Annotated in this window: 21 protein-coding genes and 1 CRISPR repeat array; of the genes, 13 read left to right on the top strand and 8 right to left on the bottom strand. The window is 59.0% G+C overall.

Annotated features, from left to right (window positions below; translation table 11 throughout):
* Position 1 precedes the first annotated feature (1 nt).
* Positions 2 to 793, top strand: coding sequence for an SDR family oxidoreductase (locus VJ464_14115; GenBank protein HKQ06266.1), 792 nt, complete (start codon positions 2 to 4; stop codon positions 791 to 793).
* A 53-nt stretch (positions 794 to 846) separates the two neighbouring features.
* On the top strand, positions 847 to 1,704 hold the full coding sequence (locus tag VJ464_14110) for a YihY/virulence factor BrkB family protein (GenBank protein ID HKQ06265.1): 858 nt from the start codon (positions 847 to 849) through the stop codon (positions 1,702 to 1,704).
* A gap of 6 nt (positions 1,705 to 1,710) precedes the next feature.
* Here the strand turns inward: VJ464_14110 and VJ464_14105 are convergent, their stop codons facing one another.
* Positions 1,711 to 2,775, bottom strand: coding sequence for an ATP-binding protein (locus tag VJ464_14105; protein ID HKQ06264.1), 1,065 nt, complete (start codon positions 2,773 to 2,775; stop codon positions 1,711 to 1,713).
* Between the two features lie 638 nt (positions 2,776 to 3,413).
* Here VJ464_14105 and VJ464_14100 point away from each other — a divergent pair.
* Positions 3,414 to 4,898, top strand: a complete 1,485-nt coding sequence (locus tag VJ464_14100; protein HKQ06263.1) for an NF038122 family metalloprotease — start codon at positions 3,414 to 3,416, stop codon at positions 4,896 to 4,898.
* 178 nt (positions 4,899 to 5,076) lie between these two features.
* Here the strand turns inward: VJ464_14100 and VJ464_14095 are convergent, their stop codons facing one another.
* Positions 5,077 to 5,745: a hypothetical protein gene (locus VJ464_14095; protein ID HKQ06262.1), complete on the bottom strand. Its 669-nt coding sequence runs from the start codon at positions 5,743 to 5,745 to the stop codon at positions 5,077 to 5,079.
* Positions 5,746 to 6,035: 290 nt separating this feature from the next.
* Between VJ464_14095 and VJ464_14090 the strand changes: the two genes are divergently transcribed.
* From VJ464_14090 to VJ464_14050, 9 genes are all read left to right on the top strand, one after another.
* Complete coding sequence (locus VJ464_14090) at positions 6,036 to 6,200, top strand: hypothetical protein (GenBank protein HKQ06261.1); 165 nt, start codon at positions 6,036 to 6,038, stop codon at positions 6,198 to 6,200.
* A 312-nt stretch (positions 6,201 to 6,512) separates the two neighbouring features.
* A CRISPR array of direct repeats spans positions 6,513 to 8,992; the repeat unit is 37 nt; unit sequence CTTGGAATTGAAGACGCGATCATTAGCGGATTGAAAC.
* Between the two features lie 213 nt (positions 8,993 to 9,205).
* Positions 9,206 to 9,346: a hypothetical protein gene (locus VJ464_14085; GenBank protein HKQ06260.1), complete on the top strand. Its 141-nt coding sequence runs from the start codon at positions 9,206 to 9,208 to the stop codon at positions 9,344 to 9,346.
* The gene (locus VJ464_14080) at positions 9,318 to 9,650 is read left to right on the top strand and encodes a hypothetical protein (GenBank protein ID HKQ06259.1); all 333 of its coding nucleotides are present in this window, start codon (positions 9,318 to 9,320) and stop codon (positions 9,648 to 9,650) included. The genes VJ464_14085 and VJ464_14080 overlap by 29 nt, the downstream gene beginning before the upstream one ends.
* 1,117 nt (positions 9,651 to 10,767) lie before the next feature.
* Complete coding sequence (gene cas6, locus VJ464_14075; GenBank protein ID HKQ06258.1) at positions 10,768 to 11,919, top strand: CRISPR system precrRNA processing endoribonuclease RAMP protein Cas6; 1,152 nt, start codon at positions 10,768 to 10,770, stop codon at positions 11,917 to 11,919.
* Between the two features lie 48 nt (positions 11,920 to 11,967).
* Positions 11,968 to 14,322, top strand: a complete 2,355-nt coding sequence (gene cas10, locus VJ464_14070; protein HKQ06257.1) for a type III-A CRISPR-associated protein Cas10/Csm1 — start codon at positions 11,968 to 11,970, stop codon at positions 14,320 to 14,322.
* Positions 14,323 to 14,330: 8 nt separating this feature from the next.
* The gene (csm2, locus tag VJ464_14065; protein ID HKQ06256.1) at positions 14,331 to 14,897 is read left to right on the top strand and encodes a type III-A CRISPR-associated protein Csm2; all 567 of its coding nucleotides are present in this window, start codon (positions 14,331 to 14,333) and stop codon (positions 14,895 to 14,897) included.
* A 12-nt stretch (positions 14,898 to 14,909) separates the two neighbouring features.
* Complete coding sequence (gene csm3, locus VJ464_14060) at positions 14,910 to 15,560, top strand: type III-A CRISPR-associated RAMP protein Csm3 (protein HKQ06255.1); 651 nt, start codon at positions 14,910 to 14,912, stop codon at positions 15,558 to 15,560.
* A 72-nt stretch (positions 15,561 to 15,632) separates the two neighbouring features.
* Entirely contained in the window at positions 15,633 to 16,508 is an 876-nt protein-coding gene (locus VJ464_14055; GenBank protein ID HKQ06254.1) for a hypothetical protein, read from the top strand.
* A 4-nt stretch (positions 16,509 to 16,512) separates the two neighbouring features.
* Entirely contained in the window at positions 16,513 to 17,238 is a 726-nt protein-coding gene (locus VJ464_14050; protein ID HKQ06253.1) for a DUF6602 domain-containing protein, read from the top strand.
* Positions 17,239 to 17,361: 123 nt separating this feature from the next.
* On the opposite strand, the gene VJ464_14045 is transcribed toward VJ464_14050, so the two are convergent.
* Entirely contained in the window at positions 17,362 to 20,442 is a 3,081-nt protein-coding gene (locus VJ464_14045) for a protein kinase (protein HKQ06252.1), read from the bottom strand.
* Positions 20,414 to 21,019, bottom strand: coding sequence for a sigma-70 family RNA polymerase sigma factor (locus VJ464_14040; protein HKQ06251.1), 606 nt, complete (start codon positions 21,017 to 21,019; stop codon positions 20,414 to 20,416). The genes VJ464_14045 and VJ464_14040 overlap by 29 nt, the downstream gene beginning before the upstream one ends.
* A 267-nt stretch (positions 21,020 to 21,286) precedes the next feature.
* Between VJ464_14040 and VJ464_14035 the strand changes: the two genes are divergently transcribed.
* Entirely contained in the window at positions 21,287 to 23,047 is a 1,761-nt protein-coding gene (locus VJ464_14035) for a YCF48-related protein (GenBank protein HKQ06250.1), read from the top strand.
* Positions 23,048 to 23,128: 81 nt separating this feature from the next.
* Here the strand turns inward: VJ464_14035 and VJ464_14030 are convergent, their stop codons facing one another.
* From VJ464_14030 to VJ464_14015, 4 genes are all read right to left on the bottom strand, one after another.
* On the bottom strand, positions 23,129 to 23,527 hold the full coding sequence (locus VJ464_14030) for a periplasmic heavy metal sensor (GenBank protein ID HKQ06249.1): 399 nt from the start codon (positions 23,525 to 23,527) through the stop codon (positions 23,129 to 23,131).
* Positions 23,517 to 24,011 (bottom strand): hypothetical protein, encoded by a 495-nt coding sequence (locus tag VJ464_14025; GenBank protein ID HKQ06248.1) that lies wholly within the window; start codon positions 24,009 to 24,011, stop codon positions 23,517 to 23,519. Before VJ464_14025 ends, VJ464_14030 begins: the two co-directional genes overlap by 11 nt.
* 81 nt (positions 24,012 to 24,092) lie before the next feature.
* On the bottom strand, positions 24,093 to 24,653 hold the full coding sequence (locus VJ464_14020; GenBank protein HKQ06247.1) for an RNA polymerase sigma factor: 561 nt from the start codon (positions 24,651 to 24,653) through the stop codon (positions 24,093 to 24,095).
* A gap of 103 nt (positions 24,654 to 24,756) precedes the next feature.
* Positions 24,757 to 25,236 carry a Spy/CpxP family protein refolding chaperone gene (locus VJ464_14015; protein HKQ06246.1) on the bottom strand — a complete coding sequence of 160 codons (480 nt, stop codon included), beginning with the start codon at positions 25,234 to 25,236 and terminating at the stop codon, positions 24,757 to 24,759.
* Between the last annotated feature and the right edge of the window lie 202 nt (positions 25,237 to 25,438).

The raw sequence follows: 25,438 nt of genomic DNA, 5'->3' as shown, positions 1-25,438 counted from the left end.
GATGGAGCTTGGGCTGAAGGAAAAAGTCGCGCTGGTGGCGGCGGCGAGCCGCGGACTCGGTCGCGCCGTCGCAGAGGAGTTGGCCGCCGAAGGCGCCTCGCTCATCCTCTGCGCGCGCGGCGCTGAACAGCTCGATGAAGTATGCGCGGCGCTCCGGCCCGCCACCGCGGGCCGCGTCATCGGCGTGGCGGCTGACCTGTCGGTGACCGCAGACATTGAGCGCGTCGTCAGTCGCGGGCTTGAGCGCTTCGGACGCATAGACATTCTGGTGACGAATACCGGCGGGCCGCCCGCCGGGCCGTTTGAAAGCCTGAGCCGCGAGTCCTGGGAGGTGGCATTCCAGCTCTTGCTTGCGAGCGTGCTTGAGCTGACCCGGCTGGTGTTGCCGGGGATGAAGGCGCGGCGTTGGGGGCGTATCTTGAACGTCACATCGATTGCGGTCAAGCAGCCGGTCGCCAATCTCATGTTGTCGAACAGCTTGCGCGCCGCCGTAACGGGATTTGCGCGGACGCTTGCGAACGAAGTCGCGGCGGATGGGATCACGGTCAACAACATCCTGCCGGGATATACGCGCACCGAGCGTGTTGAGCAACTGGCCGAAGCGATGGCAGCCAGGGAAGGAATCGCGGCTGAAGTGATTAAAGCGCGCTGGGAGGCCGAGATTCCCCTCAGGCGATTGGGCGAGCCGCGCGAGTTTGCGGCGCTCGCGGCCTTCCTGGTTTCCGAGCGCGCCAGTTATATCACCGGCAGCTCGATTGCCGTAGACGGCGGCTGGATTCGCTCACTGCTCTGAAGCATGCTCGACATCGCTGTGTTTGACCTGTGGACGCGATGACAGGGAGGCACATGCGAAGACTCGGATTCAGCAAAGAAGTCCTCAAGCGTGTGGCGCGGCGCGTCTGGCGCGAAAGCGGCGAAGACGACGTGCTCGGCGCGTCGGCAGAGCTGGGCTACTACTTCCTGCTGGCGCTCTTTCCGATGCTGATCTTTCTGACCAGCCTGATCGGCTTCATTCCCGACCTGCAAGCAAGCATCTTTCATGAGCTGCGCCGCATAGCGCCGAGCGATGCCATGCGTGTCGTCAACGAAACGATGGAAGATGTGGTGAGCAAGCGCGGCGGCGGCTGGCTATCGTTCGGCGTACTCGGAACCTTGTGGGCGGCCTCGACCGGCACGGCGGCGCTGATCGACACGCTCAACCGCGCCTATGAAGTGAAAGAAACGCGCAGTTACTGGAAGGTGCGGCTGATTGCGCTGGGGCTGACCATCGGATTATCGCTAGTCATCATTGCCAGTTCGACGATCATCATGTTGAGCGACCGGCTGCCGGTGTGGATCAGCCAGCGGCTGGGAATTAGCGCTGGTTGGCTCGGTTGGTGGACGGCGATAGATTACCTGCTTGGCCTGTTTTTGTTAGCCCTGGCGGCGGGAACGATCTATCGCTTCGGGCCTGACCTGAAAGGCAAGTGCCGATGGATCACGCCCGGCTCGATCTTTGCGGCCCTTGCCGCGGCCCTCGCGTCGTGGCTGTTTTCGCTCTACCTGCGCTTTGCGCCGAGCTACAGCGCGACCTATGGGTCGCTCGGCGCGGTCGTGGTGCTGATGCTCTGGCTCTACCTGATCGGCCTGGTCATATTGATCGGCGGCGAGATCAACAACGAAATCGAAAAGCTTACCTGCGAGCCGAAACTGAATCAACGATGACGCCGCTCAAGCGGGGCTGCGCTGTGGCGCGGGCAGACGCGCGGGAGTTTCCGGGCGCGGCGCCTCCGCGGTTTCGACGACACCCGGCAAGGTGATTTCGACGACGAGGCCGCCGCCCTCAGCGTTCGCCGCGCGGATCGTGCCGCCGTGGATTTCGACGGCGCGCTGGCTGATCGACAGCCCAAGGCCAACGCCGCCCGATTGCCGGTCACGTGCGTCGCCGACGCGGTAGAAAGGCCGGAAGATTTTCGCCAGTGCCTCCGGCGGCACGCCCTGCCCGTAATCGCGGACGCGAATCAGCGCGCCTGCCGCGCCCTGGTTGTGCAGGCCGATCTCGACTTCCGTTCCTTCAGGCGTGTAGAGCACGGCATTGCGCACGACGTTCTCGATGGCGCTGCGCAGCAACTGTTCATCGCCCTGTAGAAAGCCGCTCTCTTCGCTCACGACGCGCACCGTCTTGCCTTGGGTCTTGGCCTCGAAGTCGGCGTCTGCCGCCACCTCTTCGACCAGCTCTTGCAGGTTGACCAGCGTCCGCGCCTGCGCCGTCGCCGCGCTCTCCATGCGGGCGAGCGCCAGCAGTTGATTGATCAGCGCGTTCAGACGCTGCGATTCGCGGTCCATGCGCTCCATCGCCCAGCTCGCCTCGCTGGGGTCGCCCTGGCGCGCCAGCTCAAGGGCGATGTTCAGGCGCGTCAGCGGCGAGCGCAGCTCATGCGAGATGTCATGCAGCAAGCGCTGCTGCGAAGTCATCAGGCTCTCGATGCGCTCGGCCATCACGTCGAAGTCGCGGCCCAGGTCAGTCAATTCGTCGCGCCGCCGCGTGCGGAGCCCGACGCGCGCCGTCAGGTCGCCGGCGGCGAGCTTGCGCGTCGCCTCGCGCAGCTTGACGATGGGCGAGCTGAGATAGCGCGCCAGCAGATAACAGACGAGCCCCGCGGTGAAGATATAGGTCAGCAATTGCGCCCACCAGACGCGTGGCAAGAAAGGGAAATGCGGCGGCCCTGGCGGGCGGTGGCCTTCGGCGACCACGACATACGGATTGCCGCTTCTTCCGTAAGCCGGGCGCACCATCCAATCACCGCCGCCGCGCCGCGGCGGGCGCGAGCGGCGGCTGTGCCGCAAGGCAAAAGTAAAAAGTACAAAGGTAAAAGGTCGGCAGGGGATTGAATAAATAGCTTGAGGCTACCTCTTAATCCGGCTCCGCCACTTTTACCTTTTGCCTTTTACCTTTTGCCTTTTATCTAAAGGGGGTGATGTGCAGACCGCGGACGAGTTGGCTGATAACGTAAGGTTGTACCTTCTCTATTCGTTTACCGCGACGTGGGCCAGTGGCCATGGTTGTGCAGGAAAGGGAGAGCCTGCGCGGCACCGCTGCGGCCCACGTTGCCATCTCTCGCAACTTTCGCGCTGATCACTGAAGTTTGTACTAGCGCCGCTTTTGCCACCATTGCTAAAATGAAGTTGCCGGTTGCAGCGTCCGAGAGCGTCTGCGCGGGCACTTGGCCAATCAGTGGTAAAATAAGCGAAAGTTTAGACTCAAGAAAGTCAGCAGCGGTTACGGCTTCCGTGTAGCGCACGCTGTTAGCTTGCGCGAGTCTCGGCGCAAGCTAACAGCGTGCGCTACACCCGAATGAAATCCGCTGGTCGCGGCCTGCCCGGCGGCAGGTCGCAAAAGAATCGCTATCCGAAGTTCAGGAGGTAGAGTGTTCATGTTGCGTTTCGTGCGTTGCAAATCGAAAGCGTTGCCCATGCTTCTGTCTGTCGCCTTGTTAACCTTCAGCCTGACTGGCGGGCCTGTGACGCGGGCCGCGGGCACCGGCTCGCCAGCCGCCGCGCCATCCATTCATCCGACTGAATTCAGCGGCGCCGGCAGCTTCTCGCTCACCGTTGCCGATGGCCGGCTCGCCTGTAGCAAAGCGACGCTCGCCGCCGCTCAACAGATGCGGCAGCGCGACCTGACGCAGCCCTTGCACGTCATCACGCCGCCGCGAAGCGCGCAGATTCATACCGAAGCAGTCACGGCGGAGGCCGCGAGCGGCTTGCGGATCACCTTGCGCGCCACCCAGCAGCTTGAGAATTATCCCGCCGCCAAAGCGGCCTTCATCGAGGCCGCCGCCGCCTGGGAAGCGGTCATCGATGCGCCGATCAGCGTCGTGATTGACGTAGACTTCGGCCCCACCTGGTTCGGCGAAAAGTACGACTCGGACACGCTTGGCGAAACCGACTCGCAGGTGCTGGGTGATTCGGCGATCTACTCAGACGTGCGCGCGGCGCTGCTTGCGAATACCTCTTCGAGCCTGCAAAGCTCGACCTACGACCTGTTGCCGCAAGCGAGCGTGCCGACAGACATCGGTAACACGACTTACATTCTGGCGACGTCGGCCAACTGGCGAGCGCTCGGCCTGATTGCGTCGGACGCCGACCCGGATGGCGAGAAGGCGACGCTCGGCAGCCCGCCGGCCATCGGCTTTAATTCCAAGTGGAGGTTTGATTTCGACCCGAGCAATGGCATCAATGGCAACCAGCTCGATTTCAACGCCGTCGCCACGCATGAGATTGGCCATGCGCTCGGGTTCATTTCAAATGTTGGAGACCGCGAGCTGGATCGCACGGACCCTGTGGCGGTTTCAATCTTCGACATCTTCCGCTTTCGTCCGGGCATGACCTTGAGCGCGTTTACGACGACGCCGCGGATTCTTTCTTCGGGCGGCAGTCAGAATTTCTACTTCGACGGTCAGGAGCTGGCGTTATCTACGGGGCGGCCCGACGGCACGGGCGGCGACGGCGAGCAGGCTTCGCACTGGAAGGACGATTCGCGGCTCGGCCTGCACATCGGCATCATGGACCCGACGCTCGGCGACGGCGAGCAGGAGAGCATCACCGACAACGACCTGATGGCGCTCAGTGCGATGGGCTACAGGATCAAGAGCGCACAGTCCAACCCGAGCGGCCCGACGATCAATGCGGTCAGCTTCACCGGCGCGAAATTGAAGATCAAAGGCAAAGGCTTCACCGGCGCGCTCCAGGTCGAGATCAATGGCGTAGTCATCGCGCCGCCGCTGGCGATCAGTAATTCGGGCAAGAAGCTGCAAATCAAAGGTGATGCCGTGACCCTGAACCTGCGCAGCGGCACGAACCAGATTCGCGTCCTCAACGACGGCATCGAATCCAACACCCTGGCCTTCTCGCTATAAATCAAAGCGGAAGGAGAGACACGGGGACGCGGGGACGCGGCGAGGGAGAAAGACGACGCGGGGACACGGGGACGCGGCGACGCGGTGAGGGAAAGACACAGAGGCTAACAGTTCGTCTTCCTTTCCCCGCGTCTCCGCGTCTCCGCGTCTCCGCGTCTCTCTTCGCCGCGTCGCGCACTCATTGCGCGGGTGGCGATGGCGGCAGCTTACGGCGGTGCGGCAGACGCTCGACGTGGCTGGCAGCGACCCAGGCGGTCAAGGTCTCGACATCGTTGCGCGAAACGGTGCGCAGAAGAATGTCGCGCTGTTTTAAGGCTTGCAGGCCGCGCGAAAGCGCCTCGTCCTGAGCGGCACGGCTCGCCACCTGTCGTTCCAGGCTATGATTGCGCGCCGCCGTCGCCTCTTCAAAAGCGGCGATGTCAGCATTCAGATCGTCGATGAAATCCGCCGGCAGGCCATAGCGCATAAAGTCGCTTTTCAGCGGCAGCGCGTCCGCCGCAAAGGCCCGCGCCGCCGTCAGCCAATCGTGATCGCCGCCGCGCGGCATGCGAAATTTGTCACCGAGGCCGGTGATCTCCAGGGCCAGGCCGTTGGCGATGCGGTTGATGACTTCGAGGTCTTCGCGCAAGGCAGCGCGGGCGGCGGCTTTGCTGCCGGTGCTCTGCCGCGCCTGGCCGGCGCTGGTCGCGTGCGTCGTCACATGGGCCGTCAATTCATCAACCGCCGTATTGATCTGCGCCAGCAGTTGCGCGGCAAACTGTCCGGCGGCAAAGAGCGCCGGGTGTCGCGCGCCAAAGTCGCGGACGCGCGTGAGCGTCGCCAGCTGGTTCCTTTCAATATCTTTCATCTGCAAATCCTCCTGAAATGAGAGTGAAATCGTGAGCGCCGCGCGCCGGCAACCATGCTGGCGCGGCGGTTGGTGGTGCGAGCCCGGCGGCTGGTGACGCAATCGCCGCTGGCCGCCTTGCGAAAGCCGCTTTCCCCGCCCGGCGCTGTCGCTTCCCCCGTGCCAGAGTCGCGTTCCCCCGTGCGAGCAAAGAGTTCCCCCGTGCCAGAGTCGGCTTGCCGGGTGTTGACGGCAGTTTCCCCTGTGCGGAAGAGGGGGTGGCGCGTGCCGGGCGCGGGTGAGGCATGGTGATGACCTCTGTAGAGGCGGCGAGCCGCCGCGTTGACGATGTCGTAGCGGGCGCGTCGCCCGCCGGCAATGATTTTGCGAATGGCCTGGCGGTGACCGCCGCGCTGAGCGTCGGTGGCGCCGGGGCCGTAGCGTGGATTCCCGATTGCTCGTTCGCTCTCCTATAAGGTAAAGACGAAAAAGTTAAGCAAATCTGGCAAATATTTTCAGCGGCAAGATGGATGACGGCAGGCAGGCGATTGACAAAGGCGGGATTGGGGAATAAAGTAGGCGCACCTGGAAGCGATATGGGCTAACCCCATGAAAGCGAAAAAAGGGGGGAGGTTAGCCGGAACAGGCTAACTGTTGAGATATTTGAAAATAGAATAATAAACCCACTTAAAAACAATTCGAGAGCCGGTAGAATTTGCGGCAAAAAATCGGGGTTAGCCGGAATGGGCACTTAAAGTCTTGAAAATGAAGGCCGCAAAATGGGGTCTCTTGGAATTGAAGACGCGATCATTAGCGGATTGAAACTCATAAAACTCCTTAGTTAGCAAATGGAACTTTGCAGCTTGGAATTGAAGACGCGATCATTAGCGGATTGAAACCCACCGCCTTTCGCGTCGTCAATCGCCGCCCTCTCCTTGGAATTGAAGACGCGATCATTAGCGGATTGAAACGACGCAGCCGGTCAAGATTGGCCGTTACCGGCGAGCACTTGGAATTGAAGACGCGATCATTAGCGGATTGAAACAACGATGGGCCGTGGAAATACTGTGGCCGCTGTTGGCTGCCTTGGAATTGAAGACGCGATCATTAGCGGATTGAAACTCTGTGCCGCTTGCCCTTCGGCTTCCTTAAGGTCTTCTTGGAATTGAAGACGCGATCATTAGCGGATTGAAACGGATCGGAGGCCCGCCACTCATGATCGCCTCCTTTCACTTGGAATTGAAGACGCGATCATTAGCGGATTGAAACCTGCCAAGGCTCGCTGTAGGGTCGTTACCCTTTCGGTTTTCTTGGAATTGAAGACGCGATCATTAGCGGATTGAAACGCGTACACGATGACGTCTGCTTCTTTGAGCCGGTTCTTGGAATTGAAGACGCGATCATTAGCGGATTGAAACATTTAAAACTTAGCAGAGTTGCTCTGCCTCACTTTTCTCTTGGAATTGAAGACGCGATCATTAGCGGATTGAAACATGCGAGTCGTCATCTCAGTCTGCACGCGCTGAATCTCATCTTGGAATTGAAGACGCGATCATTAGCGGATTGAAACCCAAAGGGGTCAGCCTCTACAGCGACTATAGCAACCTTGGAATTGAAGACGCCATCATTAGCGGATTGAAACCCCGCGAAGGTGAATGGGAGGGCAAGGTTCATCTTTCTTGGAATTGAAGACGCGATCATTAGCGGATTGAAACGTAAGTGACGGCGAAGTACGACCGCTGTTTACCTAGCTTGGAATTGAAGACGCGATCATTAGCGGATTGAAACGTAAGGTCAGCATTCGTCGTGGCAAGGTCAGCGGCGTCTTGGAATTGAAGACGCGATCATTAGCGGATTGAAACATGTTTTTGCCAGGCCATCAGGCCTAGTGACATAGTCTTGGAATTGAAGACGCGATCATTAGCGGATTGAAACAGTAAGACTTCGCAATACTCGTATTGCTCCCTTATCTTGGAATTGAAGACGCGATCATTAGCGGATTGAAACACCACTCAAGGTACAGCTTATCGAGCGTTTCAGTGTCTTTTCTTGGAATTGAAGACGCGATCATTAGCGGATTGAAACTTTAACGCCTTTGACCGTCCGACCGTGCGCTATATCCTTGGAATTGAAGACGCGATCATTAGCGGATTGAAACAGGCCGCGTCCCGGCGGTCCGTAGCTATAGCCTCGCTTGGAATTGAAGACGCGATCATTAGCGGATTGAAACATACTCTCCTCCTTTCTTTGCCACATGGCTAATCTCTTGGAATTGAAGACGCGATCATTAGCGGATTGAAACCCGATTACGGTGCCTTCCAGGCAGAGTAGAAGCCTGATCTTGGAATTGAAGACGCGATCATTAGCGGATTGAAACCCCATAATTTGAAGCTCGCAAGGCTTCTTAGGGGCGCCTTGGAATTGAAGACGCGATCATTAGCGGATTGAAACGCAAGCGGGCCTGTTAGCCCACTCAACTTTCGACTTCTTGGAATTGAAGACGCGATCATTAGCGGATTGAAACTCTTTGACGGGCAGCAATCTCCGGCAAGCGGACTGCACTTGGAATTGAAGACGCGATCATTAGCGGATTGAAACTTTTGTGGCATCCGACCTTGGTGGCTTCTTCGCCGCTCTTGGAATTGAAGACGCGATCATTAGCGGATTGAAACCCGCACTGGCACCCCTTCGGGTCAAACCGCTGACCCAGCGCTTGGAATTGAAGACGCGATCATTAGCGGATTGAAACATAAGCCGAGCGGCCACAACGACGACGGAGTTGTTCACTTGGAATTGAAGACGCGATCATCAGCGGATTGAAACGCGCCGTCGCCTGGTTTGTCATCACTCATACATTCTTGGAATTGAAGACGCGATTATTAGCGGATTGAAACCGTAGTTCTGCTGTTTCCGACACCCCGTTGTGGTCTTGGAATTGAAGACGCGACTATTAGCGGATTGAAACCTGCGTGATCTCCTCGTTGGGACAATTGTCTTTAACGGTCCTTGGAATTGAAGACGGGACTATTAGCGGATTGAAACCGCCCTCTGGACAGAAACGCAAACAGCTTCTGTTCCATCTTGGAATTGAAGACGCGACTATTAGCGGATTGAAACAATGTATACCGCATAAAACCTCCCGAATGTTGTGGGGCTTGGAATTGAAGACGCGACTATTAGCGGATTGAAACCCGCACTGGCACCCCTTCGGGTCAAACCGCTGACCCAGCGCTTGGAATTGAAGACGCGATTATTAGCGGATTGAAACCCGGGTGATTACAGAACCCTGCGAAAGAACGCCATCGAACGCTCGCGTTCAGCGGGGCTGTGAATGGCATTGAAAGAAAGTTTAAGAGCAGCGTGGCACGGTCTCCGCTGCAACGGCTGGTTAGACGCTGCTCGGCTTATCGTTATTAAATTCCCGCCTTAATAGTCTTGCCAGCATTAGACCTTCTCAATAATAATCTTGCTAGAGGTGACAATGAAACCGCTGAAGAAGGAAATCAAAATCGAACGGCCCAAACGGGAAACCGTTGATCGCCAGCAGGCATTGAAGCGAGTTAAAGCGTTCTCAAAACGTAAGGAGAAACTTATTGCCTCGATCAGAGAAGGTTCGCATTGAGATTTTCATCCCTGATTTGCCGGACCCTATTTATAGCCGCATTCTTGATGAGTTAGGCGATGAGCTCAGTTACGCGTTTGGCGGTTGTACAGTGACTCTAACCTCCGGGAAATATCGTTCGGCATCAGGAATAATATTGCCCGACAAAATAAATCTTCTTTTCACGGATACGCCTTTTCGTTGGGAAGAGGATCGCAACGTAATTGAGCAATACGGGCAAGAACTCCAAAATGTCGTGCAGCGAGCTTTGGAAAAAGAGGAAGCCATCCTTATAGCTGTATACCCTGTCTTTCATCTAGATTGACCTAAGTTGGGGACTCACAGGATTTCTTACAGGCATCTAACTTATACCGACTTGCGGATCAAAATGAGAGTGAGGCGTGAGGCCATCAGTCAGTACCGCCTGCGGTCGCGGGCGGGTCTGATGTCGCACCCGCCCGCTACCGCAGGCGGTACTGACCTCACGATGATTTTAGAATTGAAGACGCGATGATTAGCGGATTGAAACCTAACGACATACCCCGACACGCCATCGGTGTTCCATGAGGCTTTGAATTAAAGACGCGATTATTAGCGGATTGAAACTCCTTCCTGCCCGCCGCGAGATTCGCCGCGAAGAGCCTTTGAATTGAAGACGCGACTATTAGCGGATTGAAACCGCAGTCGGGCTGTCCGCCGTGAATTCATTCGTGGGCTTGGAATTGAAGACGCGATTGATAGCGGATTGAAACTTCTCCTTATCGGCATTTCTGCCTCCTTAGCGGCTGGACGTCTTTGAATTGAAGACGCGATTGATAGCGGATTGAAACGACCTTGTACCGAAGGATGAGCAGCAACAAGCGGCGCTTGCTTGGAATTGAAGACGCGATTAATAGCGGATTGAAACGCGACTGCTTGGGCGTAGATGTCTGCGGGCAAAAATACGCTCTTTGAATTGAAGACGCGATTGATAGCGGATTGAAACTGTAGGCGCTCAACTCGAACATCGAAACACTGCCATCTTGGAATTGAAGACGCGATGATTAGCGGATTGAAACTCATGCTACTGAGATGTTTCACTTCGCATGGTTCCCTTGGAATTTAAGACGCGATTGATAGCGGATTGAAATGACAGAGCCCGCCACAGGCTGACTGAATTACAATCACTTTGCTTGCAATAGACACCGCCGCAGTCGGGTAATTCGCAATATCTAACTTTGCAGGTGGCTTGACTCCCCTTAATCTCGGTGATAACATCCGCGCCGTTCGCTGGCTCCTCAACGAGCAGATCAATCGGGTATACCAAGGCTTCGGACGATCTTTCCTTTAGTTAATCAAGCATCAGGTTTCGCACCGGGCGGTGCGCTGCTGATCTTGAGAGGTAGCTATTACGTTAGTGTCAGCCCTTCGCTTAGCACGTTCTCTGGTGGTGAAACGGTTTTATGCGACCTGAGGATTTTGCCGCGCTTGATCTTTCGCGCTACGAATTGCGCCTGCGGGCCTTCGGGGCGGTCGGCCTCCCGCATTACCTCGGCTCGACCCTGCGCGGCGCGTTCGGGCGGGCGCTGAAGGATGCGGTTTGCGTGATGGCGCACCGCAATTGTGAACGCTGCCTGGTGGCTGATCGTTGTGGTTATCCCTATATCTTCGAAACCCCGCCGCCGTCGGACATCTCGCTGTTGCGCGGGCAGCAGCGCGCTCCACACCCGTTTATTCTCACGCCGCCCATCCCTCAATTCGTGCCCAGTCAGGCTTCGCATAAGGCCAAAGCGACACCGCAGCCCGGCAGCGCCATTCAACTCGCAGATGGCCGAGCGGTTCGCCTCGTTCAATCGTCCGGCCTCGCCACTTCAGAAGAGAGGCGGATGCTCAAGACCGGCGACGCTCTGACCTTTGAATTGCTGTTGATGGGCCGTGCCAGCGAATTTATGCCTTACGTCGTTTACGCGGTGAGTGAAATGGCTCGCCATGGATTGGGCGCCGAGCGAGGCCGTTTCGAGTTGAGCGATGTGGCGCTCATAGATGAACAGGGAGCCGCGCTTGAGGTCTACTCTGAAAAAACGCAACGCCTGACAGTGCCCGGCCAGGCGACAAAGTGTCTCAGTGATTTGATCAGCCGCCGGCTTGAGCAACTGGCGGCAGCGCCCTTCAGCGCCGACACGATTGGTTTGCGCTTTGTGACACCGGCGCGCATTCGCGTCGAGGGCGATCTGCAAGTCGGGCTGAGCTTCGACTTGCTGGTGCGCAATCTGCTGCGCCGCGTTTCATTGCTTGCCGTTGTACACGGGCGCGCCCCATTGGACGTGGATTATCGCGCTCTGCTTGACCTGGCGGGTGGTGTCAAAACGTCTTGCTCCGCCGTGCGCTGGTGGGATTGGGAGCGCTACTCAAACCGCCAAAAGACGAAGGTTAGTCTCGGTGGCTTCATCGGCGAGGTCTATTTTGAAGGCGAAGCCCTGAGGGATTTTCTGCCCCTGCTGGTGGCTGGTGAAATCTTGCATATCGGAACCGGAACGAGTTTTGGGCTGGGCAAGTATCGTATCGTGATGCCGCACGGCGAGCCCTCAAAGACGATGGCAGACAGTCTCACGTAACGCGTGGCGAACGGCACCAGCCGCACGACATACGGGTGAGTGTTAAAGATGACCTCAGACGAAAAGACCCTCTTGATGGCCGTGTTGCTGCAAGGTCTGGACGAGTGTCTTCAACCAGCCGAGCGCCGCGCCACGCCGGCTTCCGAGCCTGCTGTGCCGTCCGGTTTCTCCTTTGCCGCCTGGCAGGATGATTTCGCTCGCTGTGTTGATGCCCAATTGCTTCAGAATCTGATTCTCCATTACCGAAAAAGCGCTGTGCCATCCTCCACTGCGCCGGAAAGCGCGCATGTCCGGGCTTTGCTTGAACTGATGCGCGCCGCGGATCGCCTCGCCTCGCCGAAACGCTCTGGTGATACAGCCCATCCGTCATCTCGGACGCCGGGACTTGCACCGGTCTTCGACTGCATCGAACTCATCAATTCACATACGCCTGCCCCGCGCCACTACCCTGCAAAGCCGCTGAGAGCGACCGACACGACCGAACCGCCGCCGTTTTTTGATCTCGAAGCAGAGTCGGCAAAGCCAGCGGAAGTCGCCAATCATCAACAGGCATTCAGGCAGCGGCTGGATGAATTGCGCCATTATATTAACTGGGACAACTTCGATTGCGTTTACACACACTTGTTTAGTCTGGTGCAGACTTATGGGTGGTGCATTCCCGCGGGCGCGCAAACTAACGCGCCGGAAATTTCTTTATACGACCGGCTGCGCAGCACAACAGCGATTGCCGCGTGTCTGTATAAGTTTCATGCGGCTAACGATACGCTCGCCGAATCCGCGATAGCAGCGCCGAATCCGCCGCGTTGTGTCTTGTTAACCGGCGGCGTATCCGGCATTCAAGATTATATCTTTGGCATCTCGACAGTCGGCGCTGGCGGAGTCGCCAAACGGCTGCGCGCCCGTTCCTTTTATATCCAGCTTCTCAGCGAAGCGGCGAGCTTGCAGGTGATCCGTGAGTTTGACTTGCCACTGACGAATCTTTTGATGGCGTCGGGGGGCAAGTTTTACATCCTGCTGCCGATGCTGCCCGATACCGGCGACCGGTTGAAGCGCCTGCAACAGGCGTTTGATGAATCATTACTGAACGATTTTCATGGCGAGGTGGCTATCAACCTCGCCTGGCAAGGCATGGACGACGGCGGTTTTGCCGCCGGAGAATTCAGCCGCGTGCTGGCGCGGTTGCACGAGCAACTGCGCCGGCGCAAGGCGCAACGGCTGGCCGGTGCGCTGCAAAGCGAAGGGCTGTGGCGATCTGCTGACATCTTCGTGCGCCAACCTTTTGATGGCGAAAGCGTATGCGCATCCTGTGGTCGCTTTGCGGCGACGGAGCATAGCGAGGATGGTGAATCGTCGGGGCCGGATATCTGCGCGCAATGTTTCAAACAACTTCATCTGGGCCGGGAATTGACCCGTGCGCAGTTCATTTCTTTCTTTACAGGAAATGAAGGACGAATTCCGTGTCTGGGGCTTAGCGCAACAGTAGATAAGCGACCCCATCAAGGAGCGTTTCTGTTGGTGCGGCTGAATGATCCCGCTCTAAGCCGGGCCGGGCAGTTTCCAGTGATGTTTCGCTATTTGGCGAATTACATCCCGCGCCATGACGACGGAAATCCCAAGTCGTTCAGCGACATCGCCGGCGATGGGCTGCTTGGCATTCTCAAAGCCGATGTCGATTATCTTGGCCAGGTTTTCCAGGAAGGCTTGCGCCGCGACGGCACCGGTGAGGGGCTTGATACACTACCGCGCGTGGCGGCGCTCAGCCGTGAGTTGGACTGGTTCTTCTCCGGCTGGTTGGAATGGTTGTTGAGCACGAAATACACGGATTGTTACACGGTCTATTCGGGCGGTGATGATTTGCTGATCGTCGGCCCGCGTAAAACCACAATGAGCTTGGCCAGCGAAATATACGAAGCCTTCAAGTGCTACACCAGGCATCCTGAAATCAATCTCTCGGCGGGGATTGCGGTCGTCAAGCCAAGGTTGCCTCTGGCTCACACGGTCAAGCTGGCCGATGTGGCCTTAGATAAGGCGAAGCATATGGGGCGAAATCGCCTTTGCATTCTGGGCGAGGTTTTGGAATGGCAGGAGGTTGCCCCGCTAGTTGGAGAAGTTAAAGCTCTAGGAAGCTACAAGCCGAAATCGAGCTTTCTCTATCACCTTCTACGCTGTGGAGAGTTATGGCAAAGCTACGACCGAGACCGCCAGTTGCTTGGCTTACGTTATCATCCGATGCTCGCGTATCAGATTGCCCGCAACGTCAGCGCGAAGAACGAGTCTGGCCTCTATAAATGGGCGACGCAACTGCTTGAGATTCCGCCGGGGAATAGCACCCGCAGAGTCCTGAAGCATTTGCGGCTGATCACGCAGTGGGTTCTGTTAAACAGAAGGGAGAAAGAAGAATAGGTGAACGGATGGAAAAACGTGCATGTAAACAATGCGGAACGTCTTTTGTGCCGAAGGAGGCCCGACATACCCTTTGCAGTAATTGCGTGAGTAAAGCCAAAGGTGGAGGCAACGCGCCGCGAGGTCCACAGCCACAGCAAAGGGGGGAGTTGGCAAAGTTCAAAGTCTATCTGGAACAGCTGGACCAGACTGGCTACTTTGATGCAGATGGCAACTTGCGTGAAGAACTCGTCGTCAAGGACGCAGACCTGGTGGCATGTGTGCTGTCAAATGCCGGAGTGACGAGCGGCCAGCTGCGGCGCTTCTTCACCATGTCGCGCAACCTGGAACAGCAACTCGACAATACCAGGAACTTCAAGGCGCTGGTGCCCGGAATTGCCAAGCTGCAACCTTTCGCGGCCTCGGTGATCGGCAGAGAGCAAAGCCAGAACAAGCGTAAAGACCTGGAGGTGTTACTGGACTTTATTGATGTCAATGCGCAACGAGCGCGGGAAAGCGAACAAGCTTTTCGCAATGGATTCTTAGAGCACTTTGAAAGCGTGATCGCATACTTCACGCTGTATAAACCAAAGTAGAGGTGATTGACTATGGCCTGGAAACTGGTGAAATACGTTCCGATTACCGGCGTGCTGACCTGTAAAAGCGGTCTGCGCATCGGCGGCAGTAAGGATGACATTGGCATCGGTGAAATGGATAACCCAATCATTCGCCACCCGATAACCAAGCACCCTTACATTCCCGGCTCCTCACTAAAGGGCAAGCTGCGCACGTTGAGTGAGTACCGCCATAACAAGGTGGCTGCGGATGGCCAGCCGCATGGCTGTAAGGAGAAACATTGTCTTGTCTGTCGCGTCTTCGGGCCTCATAAGGTGACAGACCATCAACATGGGCCGACGCGCCTGATTGTGCGAGATGCAATGCTGGCCGCTGAATCACAGGACAGGCTGGCGGAGGCTCAAGCGCAGGGCGTCAACTTCGCTGAGGTGAAGTCAGAAAACTGGATCAATCGCAATACGGGCATCGCCGGGCACGGCGGCCTGCGAACGCAGGAGCGGGTTCCGGCTGATACGAAATTTGACTTTACCCTATCGGTGCGCATCTTTGAGGAGGATGACGAACAGGAGATCATCAATTTCATCCGGCAGGCTCTGGATTGGCTGCCGCAGGACACGCTCGGAAGTTCGGGCACGCGCGGTTATGGCTGGGTACAGTTGGACTACAAGACGGGCGATAAATAAGCAGCGATGCGAGTCTACCAGTCAACCCTTACCCTCCGCTCTTCGTCTGCCTCTCCGTGGCAGGCCGATACCTTGTTTGGGCATCTCTGCTGGTTTATCGCCCGCCGTGACGGAACAGAGACATTAGAGAAGTTTCTCAAACGATATATGGTCAGGCAGGGCGACGGCGACCCGCCCGTGCTGCTTTCCGACGGCTTTCCCACAGGATATTTGCCCCGCCCCATATGGGTTCGCGAAGCGCCTGCAAACGATTTGCCCAAGGATCAACGCGTGATGCGTCAACAGGAGATGAAACGACGGTACGAATCCTCGTGGCTGACGCTCGCGCAGTTCAACCAGTGGCGGCGCGGCGAAGACCTGGAGCCTTCAACATTGGCGGATCAGGCTCAAGCGTTGATCTACCCGCATACCACAACCAGGAATTGGGTGAATCGCCTGACCGACACGGCGGGCGACCCTTTCGATATGCGCGAGATCATTCTGCCACGCCTGACGATCTACTGGCGAATCGAGGATGAATCCCTCTCGCTTGTCGAAGACTTCCTGATCGATTTAATGGAGAGTGGTTATGGGAAACGAAAATCTATTGGTTATGGTCAGGTCGAGAGTTTTACTCTCCCCGAATTATTCTCTGGTTTTGCTGACGTGGTAAATGCAAATGGCTTTGTGACGCTTTCACGCTTTGTACCGGCCCCGGATGACCCTACGGATGGATTCTGGAATGCGGTGGTCAAATATGGGAAGGTAGGCGAGGCATTCGCGAGCGACAAGAATCCGTTTAAGAAGCCTTTGGTTCAGCTTGAATGCGGCTCATGCTTCCGCGATCCGGCGCCCCGCCAGTGGTATGGACAGCTTATCTCTGGATTATCCTGGCGAGATGAGGTTAAGCAGTATGCTTTCGCATTCCCTCTGCCCATCCGATTTCTAGGAGGAACATCGCCTGAGTAAGCCTATGAAGAATCTATTTCGCTCACTTCAGGATCAGCTAACGGCAAACTTAAAAGGAACACGATCCGCTGTCAATCATCCGGGAGCGAAAGGAGAAGCATCTGAAGCCAATTGGATGGCCATGTTAGAGGCACATCTGCCTAAACGGTATAGTCTCGATAAAGCATTTGTTGTCGATTCAACAGGTACGTGTAGTGAAGAAATTGATATTGTTATCTATGATAGGCAATATAATCCAGTTCTTTATAATCACAGTCGGCAGCTATTCATACCTGCCGAAAGTGTTTATGCCGTGCTCGAAGTGAAACAGAAGTTCAGCCGGTCAAACTTCAAGTACGCAAGTGCCAAGGCCGCTTCGGTAAGAAAACTCAAGCGAACAACAATTCCAATAGTCCATGCAGGTGGGGTACACGCGCCACGCCCACTGACTTCAATTATTGCGGGCATTCTGGCTTATGGAAGTGCTTGGACACCGCCAATGGGAGATAAATTTGAGGCAGTGCTTGAGAAACAAGGAAGAGATGAGAGACTGGATCTGGGATGTGCTATATCGCTTGGATCTTTTGATGTGGAGTACTTCGATAGTAGTGAGCTTAAGATCAATAGAGGCGACAGCTCTCTGGCGCTCGCCTCGTTCTTTCTAAATTTGCTCAAGCGTCTACAGAAAACCGGTACAGTGCCAGCGATAGATTATGACCAATACTTAAAGAATCTAAGCAGCAAGGCATAACAGCAACTTGGCGACTCCCGAAGAATAATGGCTTAGACAAGTCCACTGCCGCATTGGCAGGAATTCGCGTCCTCAACGACGGCATCGAATCCAACACCCTGGCCTTCTCGCTGTGACCGGCGATCAGTCGAGGCGGAAGCCCCAGAGCGTGTGGTGGCGCGTGTACAATCGCACCGAGTGGTCGTGCTCGCCGGAGATTAAGTGCGTGCCATCGGGCGAGAAGGCGATAGCGTAGACCGGCGCGGTGTGCAGGCCGATGCGCATGATCAGCTTGCGGCTGCCGACGTCCCACAGCGCGATCTGTTTGTCGTCACCCGCCGAGGCGACTTGACGGCCATCGGGCGAGAAAGCGACCGACTTAATGCGCGCCGCGTGCTGGCCGAGCACGGCTGTCGGGCGCAGGGGCTGCGTCGTCCAGAGCTGAACCGTGCCGCCGTCCTCGCCGGTCACCAGATGTTTGCCGTCCGGCGCAAAGCTCACGCTGATGAATTGTCGCGGGTTTAGATCGGCCTGCTCGATGACGCTCCAGGTCGTGGCGTCACATAAGAATTGATTGCCATACGAATGGGCCGCCGCCAGCCGTGTGCCGTCGGCTGAAAAGGCCAAGCCGTAGATCGAGCTGGCGTGCAACCAGTAGTCGAGGCCGGGAGCCAGCCGCCGCCCGCTGGCGCTCTCATACACGCCGTGCGAGGTGGCGACCGTGCGGCCATCGGGCGATAGGGCCAGACAGTAGCTGGGGTCTTTGCCCGCCGAATCTCCGAACCGCAGCCGCTCCTGTTGCTGTTCGAGGTCCCAGATGATAATCGTCCCATCGATGTCAGCCGATGCCAGTGTCTTGCCATCGGCTGCGAAGGCGATGCCGGTCACGCGCGTGCGATGCCCGGCCAACAGCATCTCTCTGTGACCGGTCGCCGCGTTCCAGATCATAATCACTCGGTCTTCGCCCGCCGACGCGAAGCGCCTCCCATCGCGCGCCCAGGCGACGGCGCGCACCGCGCCGTCGTGCTCGTTGAAGCCGACGGCGCGTCGCCGTTCGACGACATCCCATACGCGGATCGCGCCGTCGCCATGTGTAGTCACTAGCCAGCGCCCGTCGGGTGAAAACATCGCGCTCCAGATGATCGACGGGTAATCAATCGTCGTGATCTTTTGCCGCGTCAGCGCGTCCCACAGGATGATGTTCTCGGCGCCGGTCGCCACCAATCGCCCGTCAGGCGAATAGGCGACGGCGCGCCCGTTGTCTTGATGCGCCCGCTCGCGGCTGAGCGTGCGCCGCCGCTTGAAGTCGACAAAGATGACCTCACCATCGCTCCGCAGACTGACCATCCGCGTGCCGTCAGGCGAGAACGCCGCATTCTGACCACGCCAGTCGGGGTCGAACAGATTGCCGAGCGGCTGGCCGGTGCTCACGTTCCAGGTGTCCGGCAGCGGCGTCGTGGCATTGTCGTAAACCATCCGCCTGTCGGCCGTCGGGAAGAGCAGCAAGTGAACATCGCTGGCCCCCAGCGGAATCTGGGCAAATTGCTCCCAGCTCCCCACACGCCAGAGGAGCGTGGCGCGGTCCCGGAGCGCGGGGGATTTTTCGACAGTCACCAGCACCTGCCCGTCGGGCGAAAAAGTCACGGCGCTAACGGGGGCTTGATGCCCGCGTAGCACGGCCTCCTTTTGCAGCTTGATGGCGTCCCAGACGATCACCGTGCGGTCATAGCTGCCGGTCGCGAACCGCTTCCCATCCGGCGCGAAGGCGACCGTACTGACCCAGTCCGTGTGATCGCTGAAGGTCGCCAGCCGCTCGCGCCGCGCGAAGTCCCAGACGATGACCTGCTTGTCTTCACCGACTGAAACCAGCAAGCGCCCGTCGGGTGAAAAGACGGCGCGGCGCACTGCCGCCGTGTGCCCATCGCGTAAAACCTGCTCGTCCCAGACTTCGTTGCGCGAGGCCAGCGTCGCGACCCCCGCTAACAACATGACCGCCAGCAAAGCCAGCGCGCTAAACTTAGCCACTCTCCGGCTGGTGCGGTTTTCCAGCCGATGCTTCAACGACTCCAATTCAACCAACATCTCGCCCGCCGAAGCGTAGCGCTGGTCGCGGTCTTGGCGCAGCGCCCTGCGGATGATGCGTTCCAGCTCTTTCGGGACGTGCTCGAAGCGATAATGCGGCGCCGCCGCCGGCCCGCCGCGTGCCGCCTGTAAGGCTTCCGCCCGCGTCGCGCCGGTGAAGAGCCGCTCGCCGGTGACCATCTCGTAGAGCACAGCGCCCAGCGAGAAGATATCCGTGCGCCCGTCGAGCGGCTCGCCGCGCGCCTGCTCCGGCGACATATAACTCGCCGTGCCCATCACCGCGCCCGGCACCGTGAACGACGCGGCGATGGAGTGTGGGGACGAGGGGGCGATGGGGCGAAGCGGCGATGCGGCGATGGTCCCGCTATCTCCCTGTCTCCCCCTCTCCCCCTGTCGTCCCATCGCCGCATCACCCCATCGCCCGGTCTCCCCGCCGCCCTGTCCCAGCTTGGCGATGCCGAAGTCGAGCACTTTCACCAGGCCGTCGGCGCGTACCATGATGTTTTCGGGCTTGATGTCGCGGTGGATGATCCAGGCGGTGTGCGCCGCTTTGAGCGCGCTGGCGACTTGGATGGCAATATCAATCGCCTGGCCGACACTGAGGCGCAGGCGTTTATTCGTCGCCGGCTCCGTCAGCCGCTGGCGCAAGGTTTGGCCTTCGACGTATTCGCTGGCGATGAAATGCGACCCCTCGATGTGCAGAATCTCAAAGATGGTGATGATGTTCGGGTGATTGAGCTTTGAAGCCGTGAAGGCTTCTTGCTCGAAGCGCCGCACGCGGTCGGCGTCCGCCGTAAACTCGGCGGGCAACATTTTCAGCGCCACGGTGCGCGGCAGGTTTTCGTCCCGCGCCCTGTAGACTTCGCCCATGCCGCCCCTGCCGACCAGCGATTCGACGCGGTAATGGCTGACGTGCGCGCCGGTCAGCGAGACGGCGGCCCGCTCAGTGGCGAGGTAGGCGAAAGCCGGAGTCTCCATGAAGCTCCTGGCCCGTTCTTCTTTGCCGAGCAGGGTCTCGACTTCGCGGCGCAGCCGTGCGTCGCCGGCACAGGCGCTTTCCAAAAATGCCTGCCGCCGGCCCGGTTCCAGGTCGAGCGCCTCCTGCAACAGTTCTTCAATGCGCTGCCACTGTGTCTGGTCCATCACTCACCCCCGCGCCGCCGAGCTCGCGCAAGAGCCACAGCTTGGCCGTGCGCCATTCGCGTTTGACGATGTCGGTCGAAACGCCGAGCGCCACTGCCGTCTGCTCGATGCTCAAGCCGCCGAAGAAGCGCAACTCGACGACACGGCACTTGCGCGGCGCAAACGCGGCCAGGCGGTCGAGCGCCTCGTCGAGCGCCATCAACTCGACGTCGCGTTCGGGCGAAACCTTCAACGACTCGGCGAGCGGGATGCGCGCCAGGGTGCCGCCGCGCTTCTGGAAATGGCGCTTGCGGGCCTCATCGATGAGCACGCGCCGCATCAGTTGCGCGGCGATGGCGAAAAAATGCGCCCGGTCATGCCAGGGCACGCGGCGGGCATCGATCAGCCGCAGATAAGCCTCATGGACGAGCGTCGTCGTTTGCATCGTGTGGCCGGCACGCTCGCGACGCAAACAGCGCCGCGCCAGGCGGCGCAACTCGTCGTAGACCAGCGGCATCAACTGCTCCAGCGCCGCCGCATCGCCGTTTCTCCACTCCAGGAGCAACTGCGTCACATCTTCCGGGACCTGGGTGTTCATCGGGCTATCCTCCTTGCGTGTGCCGCCGAAGGGTTCATTTTTGCGGACGAGGCAGCCGGGCCGGGCTCTGCAATCAGGCGCGGTCGAGGCGTGGAAATTTTTTTCCCGACCCCCACCATTCCGGCTTCGCTTCGCGCATATAGATGATGAAACCCGACGGCTGATGGCGGGGTGATGAATTGTCAGACCGCTGAAGAGGTCGGCATGTTAGCACCTTCCATCAGCCGGAGGCAACGACAAACGGCCCGCGCATCAAGGAGGACCAAGGTGAAACGGAGCCTCATTCTCATATTCATTCTCATATCATTAATCAGCACGACCTGGTTGACGATTGAGACGACCGCGGCAGGAAGTCAAAACCCTTCCGGCGAAGCCATCCTCGCGGATGCGGCGCTGTTCAGTCAGGAAGCCCGCGATGGCTTCGAGCGGGAAAGGTCCTGGTCGCCGTCGAGTAAGGTTTATTACTCTGTGGCCGACGGGCAGGGGCCGACTATCGCGTCCATTCGGGCTCGCTACAGTCAGCCTGCTATGGCGCGCACAGAGGCAATTCCGGTCACTGTGCGGACGACCTACGCGCGCGGTGACGAAGTAGCGACGGAAGCGCCGCCGGTCATCTGGCAACGCCAGATGCTGGTCTTCTACTACGGAGATGTCGGGTTCGCCGTTGAAGACAGTGCCGATGAGAGCGTGGTGCGCTTTGTCACCAACCGGGTCGCCACGCCAAACGACGAGCCTGGAACTCCGCCGCCATTCGCGCCGACCGGCGCGCGCCTGGAATCGGCTCAAGCCGCGACCTGGGGCCAGAAGCCGAGCGGCACGTCACAGGAATTGCGGTCGGTCAATTTCGTCAGCGAAGCCGAAGGCTGGGCGGCAGGGGCCAACGCGACCCTCCTGCATACGACCAATGGCGGCGACACCTGGTCAGCCGTCGCCACCGGCGCGGACCCCACGAAAGGCTTTGGCACGGTCGGCTTCCTGAGCCAGAATGCCGGCTTTGTGGCAAGTCCCACACTGTTCGGGCGGACGCTGAATGGCGGCGCGAGCTGGACGGTTGCCCCGCTGCCGAAGAGCGTTCTGGTCGCGGTGAACGTTTCTCATAACGGTTTCTTCCCGCGCGTCCCGGAGCTGTTCTGGACTTGCGGCGACGGCGTCTTTTCGCCTTCGTCAACCACCACGGTCGGCGTCATCGCCATCTACAATGTAAGTCCTACGGGAGCCCTGTCGGAAGCAGCCAGCATCGTCTCGGCGGCGTCTTCTTCGCTGAAATATCTGGATATACACATTCTGGATTCATCGGGTGGATGGGTGGTCGGCGCGTCAGGTTTGATCGCGACGATCACGCTGAGCAGCCCCTTACCCATTCAGTTTCAAAGCAGCGGCACCACGCAGCAGTTGAACGCCGTGCAGATGCTCAGCTTCAGCAGCGGCTGGGCGGTCGGCAACGGCGGCACCATCTTGAAGTACACGGGCAACGGTCGCTGGGTGTCGCAGAGCAGCGGCACGACGGCGAACCTGCGTGACGTTTACTTCCTTGATTCAAACCGCGGCTGGGCGGTCGGCGATGGCGGCACGATTGTCGGCACCACCGATGGCGGCAGCACCTGGGTGGCCGACGTTAGCGGGGTGAGCGCCGACCTGCGCGGCGTCCACGCGGCCAGCGCCGGTGCCGTCTTCGCGGTCGGGGCGGGCGGCATGATCTTGAAGCGCGGCGAGGCGCTTGCGGGGCCGGACTTCTCGCTGTCGTTCGAGCCCGCGACGGTAACGGCGGAGCGCGGCACGACGGGGCGTAGTGTTTTGACGATCAATCGCACGGGAGGCTTTACCGGCAATATTGACATTGCAGCGGTGGACAGCGGCGGCATCGGCGTCAAAGTAAAGCCGCCTGAAGCCTCAACAACAGGGAATAGCGTCACCCTTAAATTCAAGGTCAAGGGCGGAGCCGCGGTCGGCGCTCACGAGCTGACGTTCGTAGGGAAAGACAGCGCGGGCCGCACACGTTCCGCCAAAGTCATGCTGGTCATTCAGTGACTACTTCAGATTACCCCTGAGGTTGCAAGGTCGCCCCGACCTTCAGGGCTTTTCAGCCGCAGGCCATTGAGCAATGGGCTTCTAGGGCTCGGCGTCGCGATTGCCGCGGCGTGAGCGTCGGTCTTTAAACTCGCTCGTCAGTTTTTGGAATTGCTCCCACTGGTCCGTGTTCAGCACGCCGCGCAATCGTGCGTCGGTCTGTTCGCGCACGGCGCGGAATCGCGGCTGCGATTCGCGGCGCATCTCGGTCAACTGGGCGCGCGCCTCATCAAAGATCGCTTTCACCTGATCGCGCTGCTCGGCGCTCAGATTCAACTGCTCCATCACGCGCTCGAACCTGCCGCGGCGATTCGTCGCGCCCGCGGACACACGGCGCGCGCGGTAAGCGTTCATCGCCAGCGCCCCGGCGACGAAGCCGATGACGAAGATCAGCAGAACCGCCAGGCGAATCTGCCACTTGTTCTTCACGCTAGTCTCCATCGCCACCCTCCGCGCCGTACATCGTCCCGAGCACCTGATCGTAAGCCGCCGCGTCATCGCTCGTATCGTCTACGCCCAGCACGACGTCATCGAGCGAATAGCTGTTCTGGCTGGTGATAGATTCCGGCGCTTGCGATGACAGGGGATAGTCGAAGACGGTCAGGCCGATCAAGATCACCATCACGGTGGCCATCATCAGCAACAGCGCCCCGGCGGCTCGCCACCATCGCAGCCATGCGGGCGCTTCCGTCGTCAGCCGCCGGTCTTTGATTGCCGCCATCACCCGCGATTTGAAGAAGGGCGAAACCGGCTGGCTCTCGGCGGCGCGCGCCGCGATCAACGATTCGGCCAGCCGCGCCGCTTGATAGGCGCGCCGGCAGTCAACGCAATCGGCGACGTGCGCTTCGATGGCGGCCCGCTCGTCGCCGTGCAGGCGGCTCGTGGGCTTTGCTTCAAGCCATTCGATGATGTGCTGGTCTCGCATAGATTCACCGAAGTGGCGCAAGGCGGTTAGCTTGCGCTAGTCCGTGCGCAAGCTAACCGCCTTGCGCCACATTTGCGCGCTCTACTTTCTGCGTTTCAATAGCGCCTCGACGGCTTCGCGCATTCGGCGGCGCGCGCGCGAGGCGCGGGTCTTGACATTGGCCTCGCTCCAGCCGGTCAGCGCCGCCACCTCTTTGACCGAAAGGTCGTCGCCGTCGAGCGACAGCAACACCATTTGATCGTCCGCCGACAGCTCGCGCAAAATTTTTTCGGCGAGGTCGGCGGCGACTCTCCCTCGTTCATCCGAGCGGTGACGCGCCGCCGATTGTTCGGCCATCCGGTTGTCGAGCCATTCGCCTTCGTCGTCGGTCAGGTCGGCGACGACGGCTTCAGGCCGCCGCCGCGAGCTGCGCAGCAGGTTCAAACATACATTCGTCGTCAGCCGCGCCAGCCAGCCTTCGAACGAGCCGCGCCCTTCATAGCTCGACATCTCGGTGTAAGCCTTCAGGAAAGCCTCTTGCGCGGCCTCTTCGACCATCTCTCGGCGGCGAAAAAAACGGCTGGCAATCTGGAAGACGCGCGGGCTGTGGCGGCGCACGATCTCTTCAAAGGCCGGCTCGCTGCCCTGGCGCGCCAGGCTCACCAGTTCCTGCTCCGCAGCCTGTTCGATCTCGATGGCTAGCCTCGCTCGTGTGCAAGCGTGTGAAAATGGCAGGCCCGCAAGCTGTCGGGCCTGCCCGTCAGGGTTACTGCTGGTTGGCCTTTTTGTTGGCGCGGCGCTCGGCCCAGCGCGTCTTCGCCTGCTCGCGCATCTGGTCGAGCCTGGCCTTCTGCTCCGCGGTCAGCACCGCCAAAGACTCCTGGCGGATGCGCGCGTGCTCGGCCATCAGTTTGGCTTCGAGCGGCGCGATCTCTGTGAGCTTCTGCGTGATGGCCGCTTCGTTGACCGCGCCGCCTTCGCTCGCGGCGCGCATCTCCTGGCGCTTCGCCTTGATCTGCTCGCGCAGCGGCGCGATGGCCTGGCGGTGGCTCTGATGAATCTGCTTGAGCTGCGCCTTCTGCGCGTCGGTCAGGTCGAGATGACGGAAGCCCATCATGCCAAACTCACCGCGCTCGCCGTGGCGGCCAAAGTGACCGTGACGCCCACCCCTGGTGCCTTCACCGGCGGTCTGCGCGACCGCCACACCGACCGTCAACGCGGCGACCATCGCGCATGCGATGCCCATTTTTTTCATTCTACCCAATTTGCTCATTGTTACCTCTCCACTACTTTCGATATTACCTGGTCCCTTTCGCAGGCTTCAATTGCAGGCTGCGAGCAGCCTCTACTGATTAAGACACCGCGCGCGGCAAAAAGGTTACACGCATCGCGGCATCTTTTTCTGTCCAGGCTTCCGGCGCGTATGCTAACATCACTGGTCAGTAATC

It is taken from the genome of Blastocatellia bacterium (assembly GCA_035275065.1).
Classification (GTDB): domain Bacteria; phylum Acidobacteriota; class Blastocatellia; order UBA7656; family UBA7656; genus DATENM01.
The sequence above is the reverse complement of the archived record's forward strand: the minus strand, read 5'-3'. Positions and strand labels throughout refer to the sequence as shown.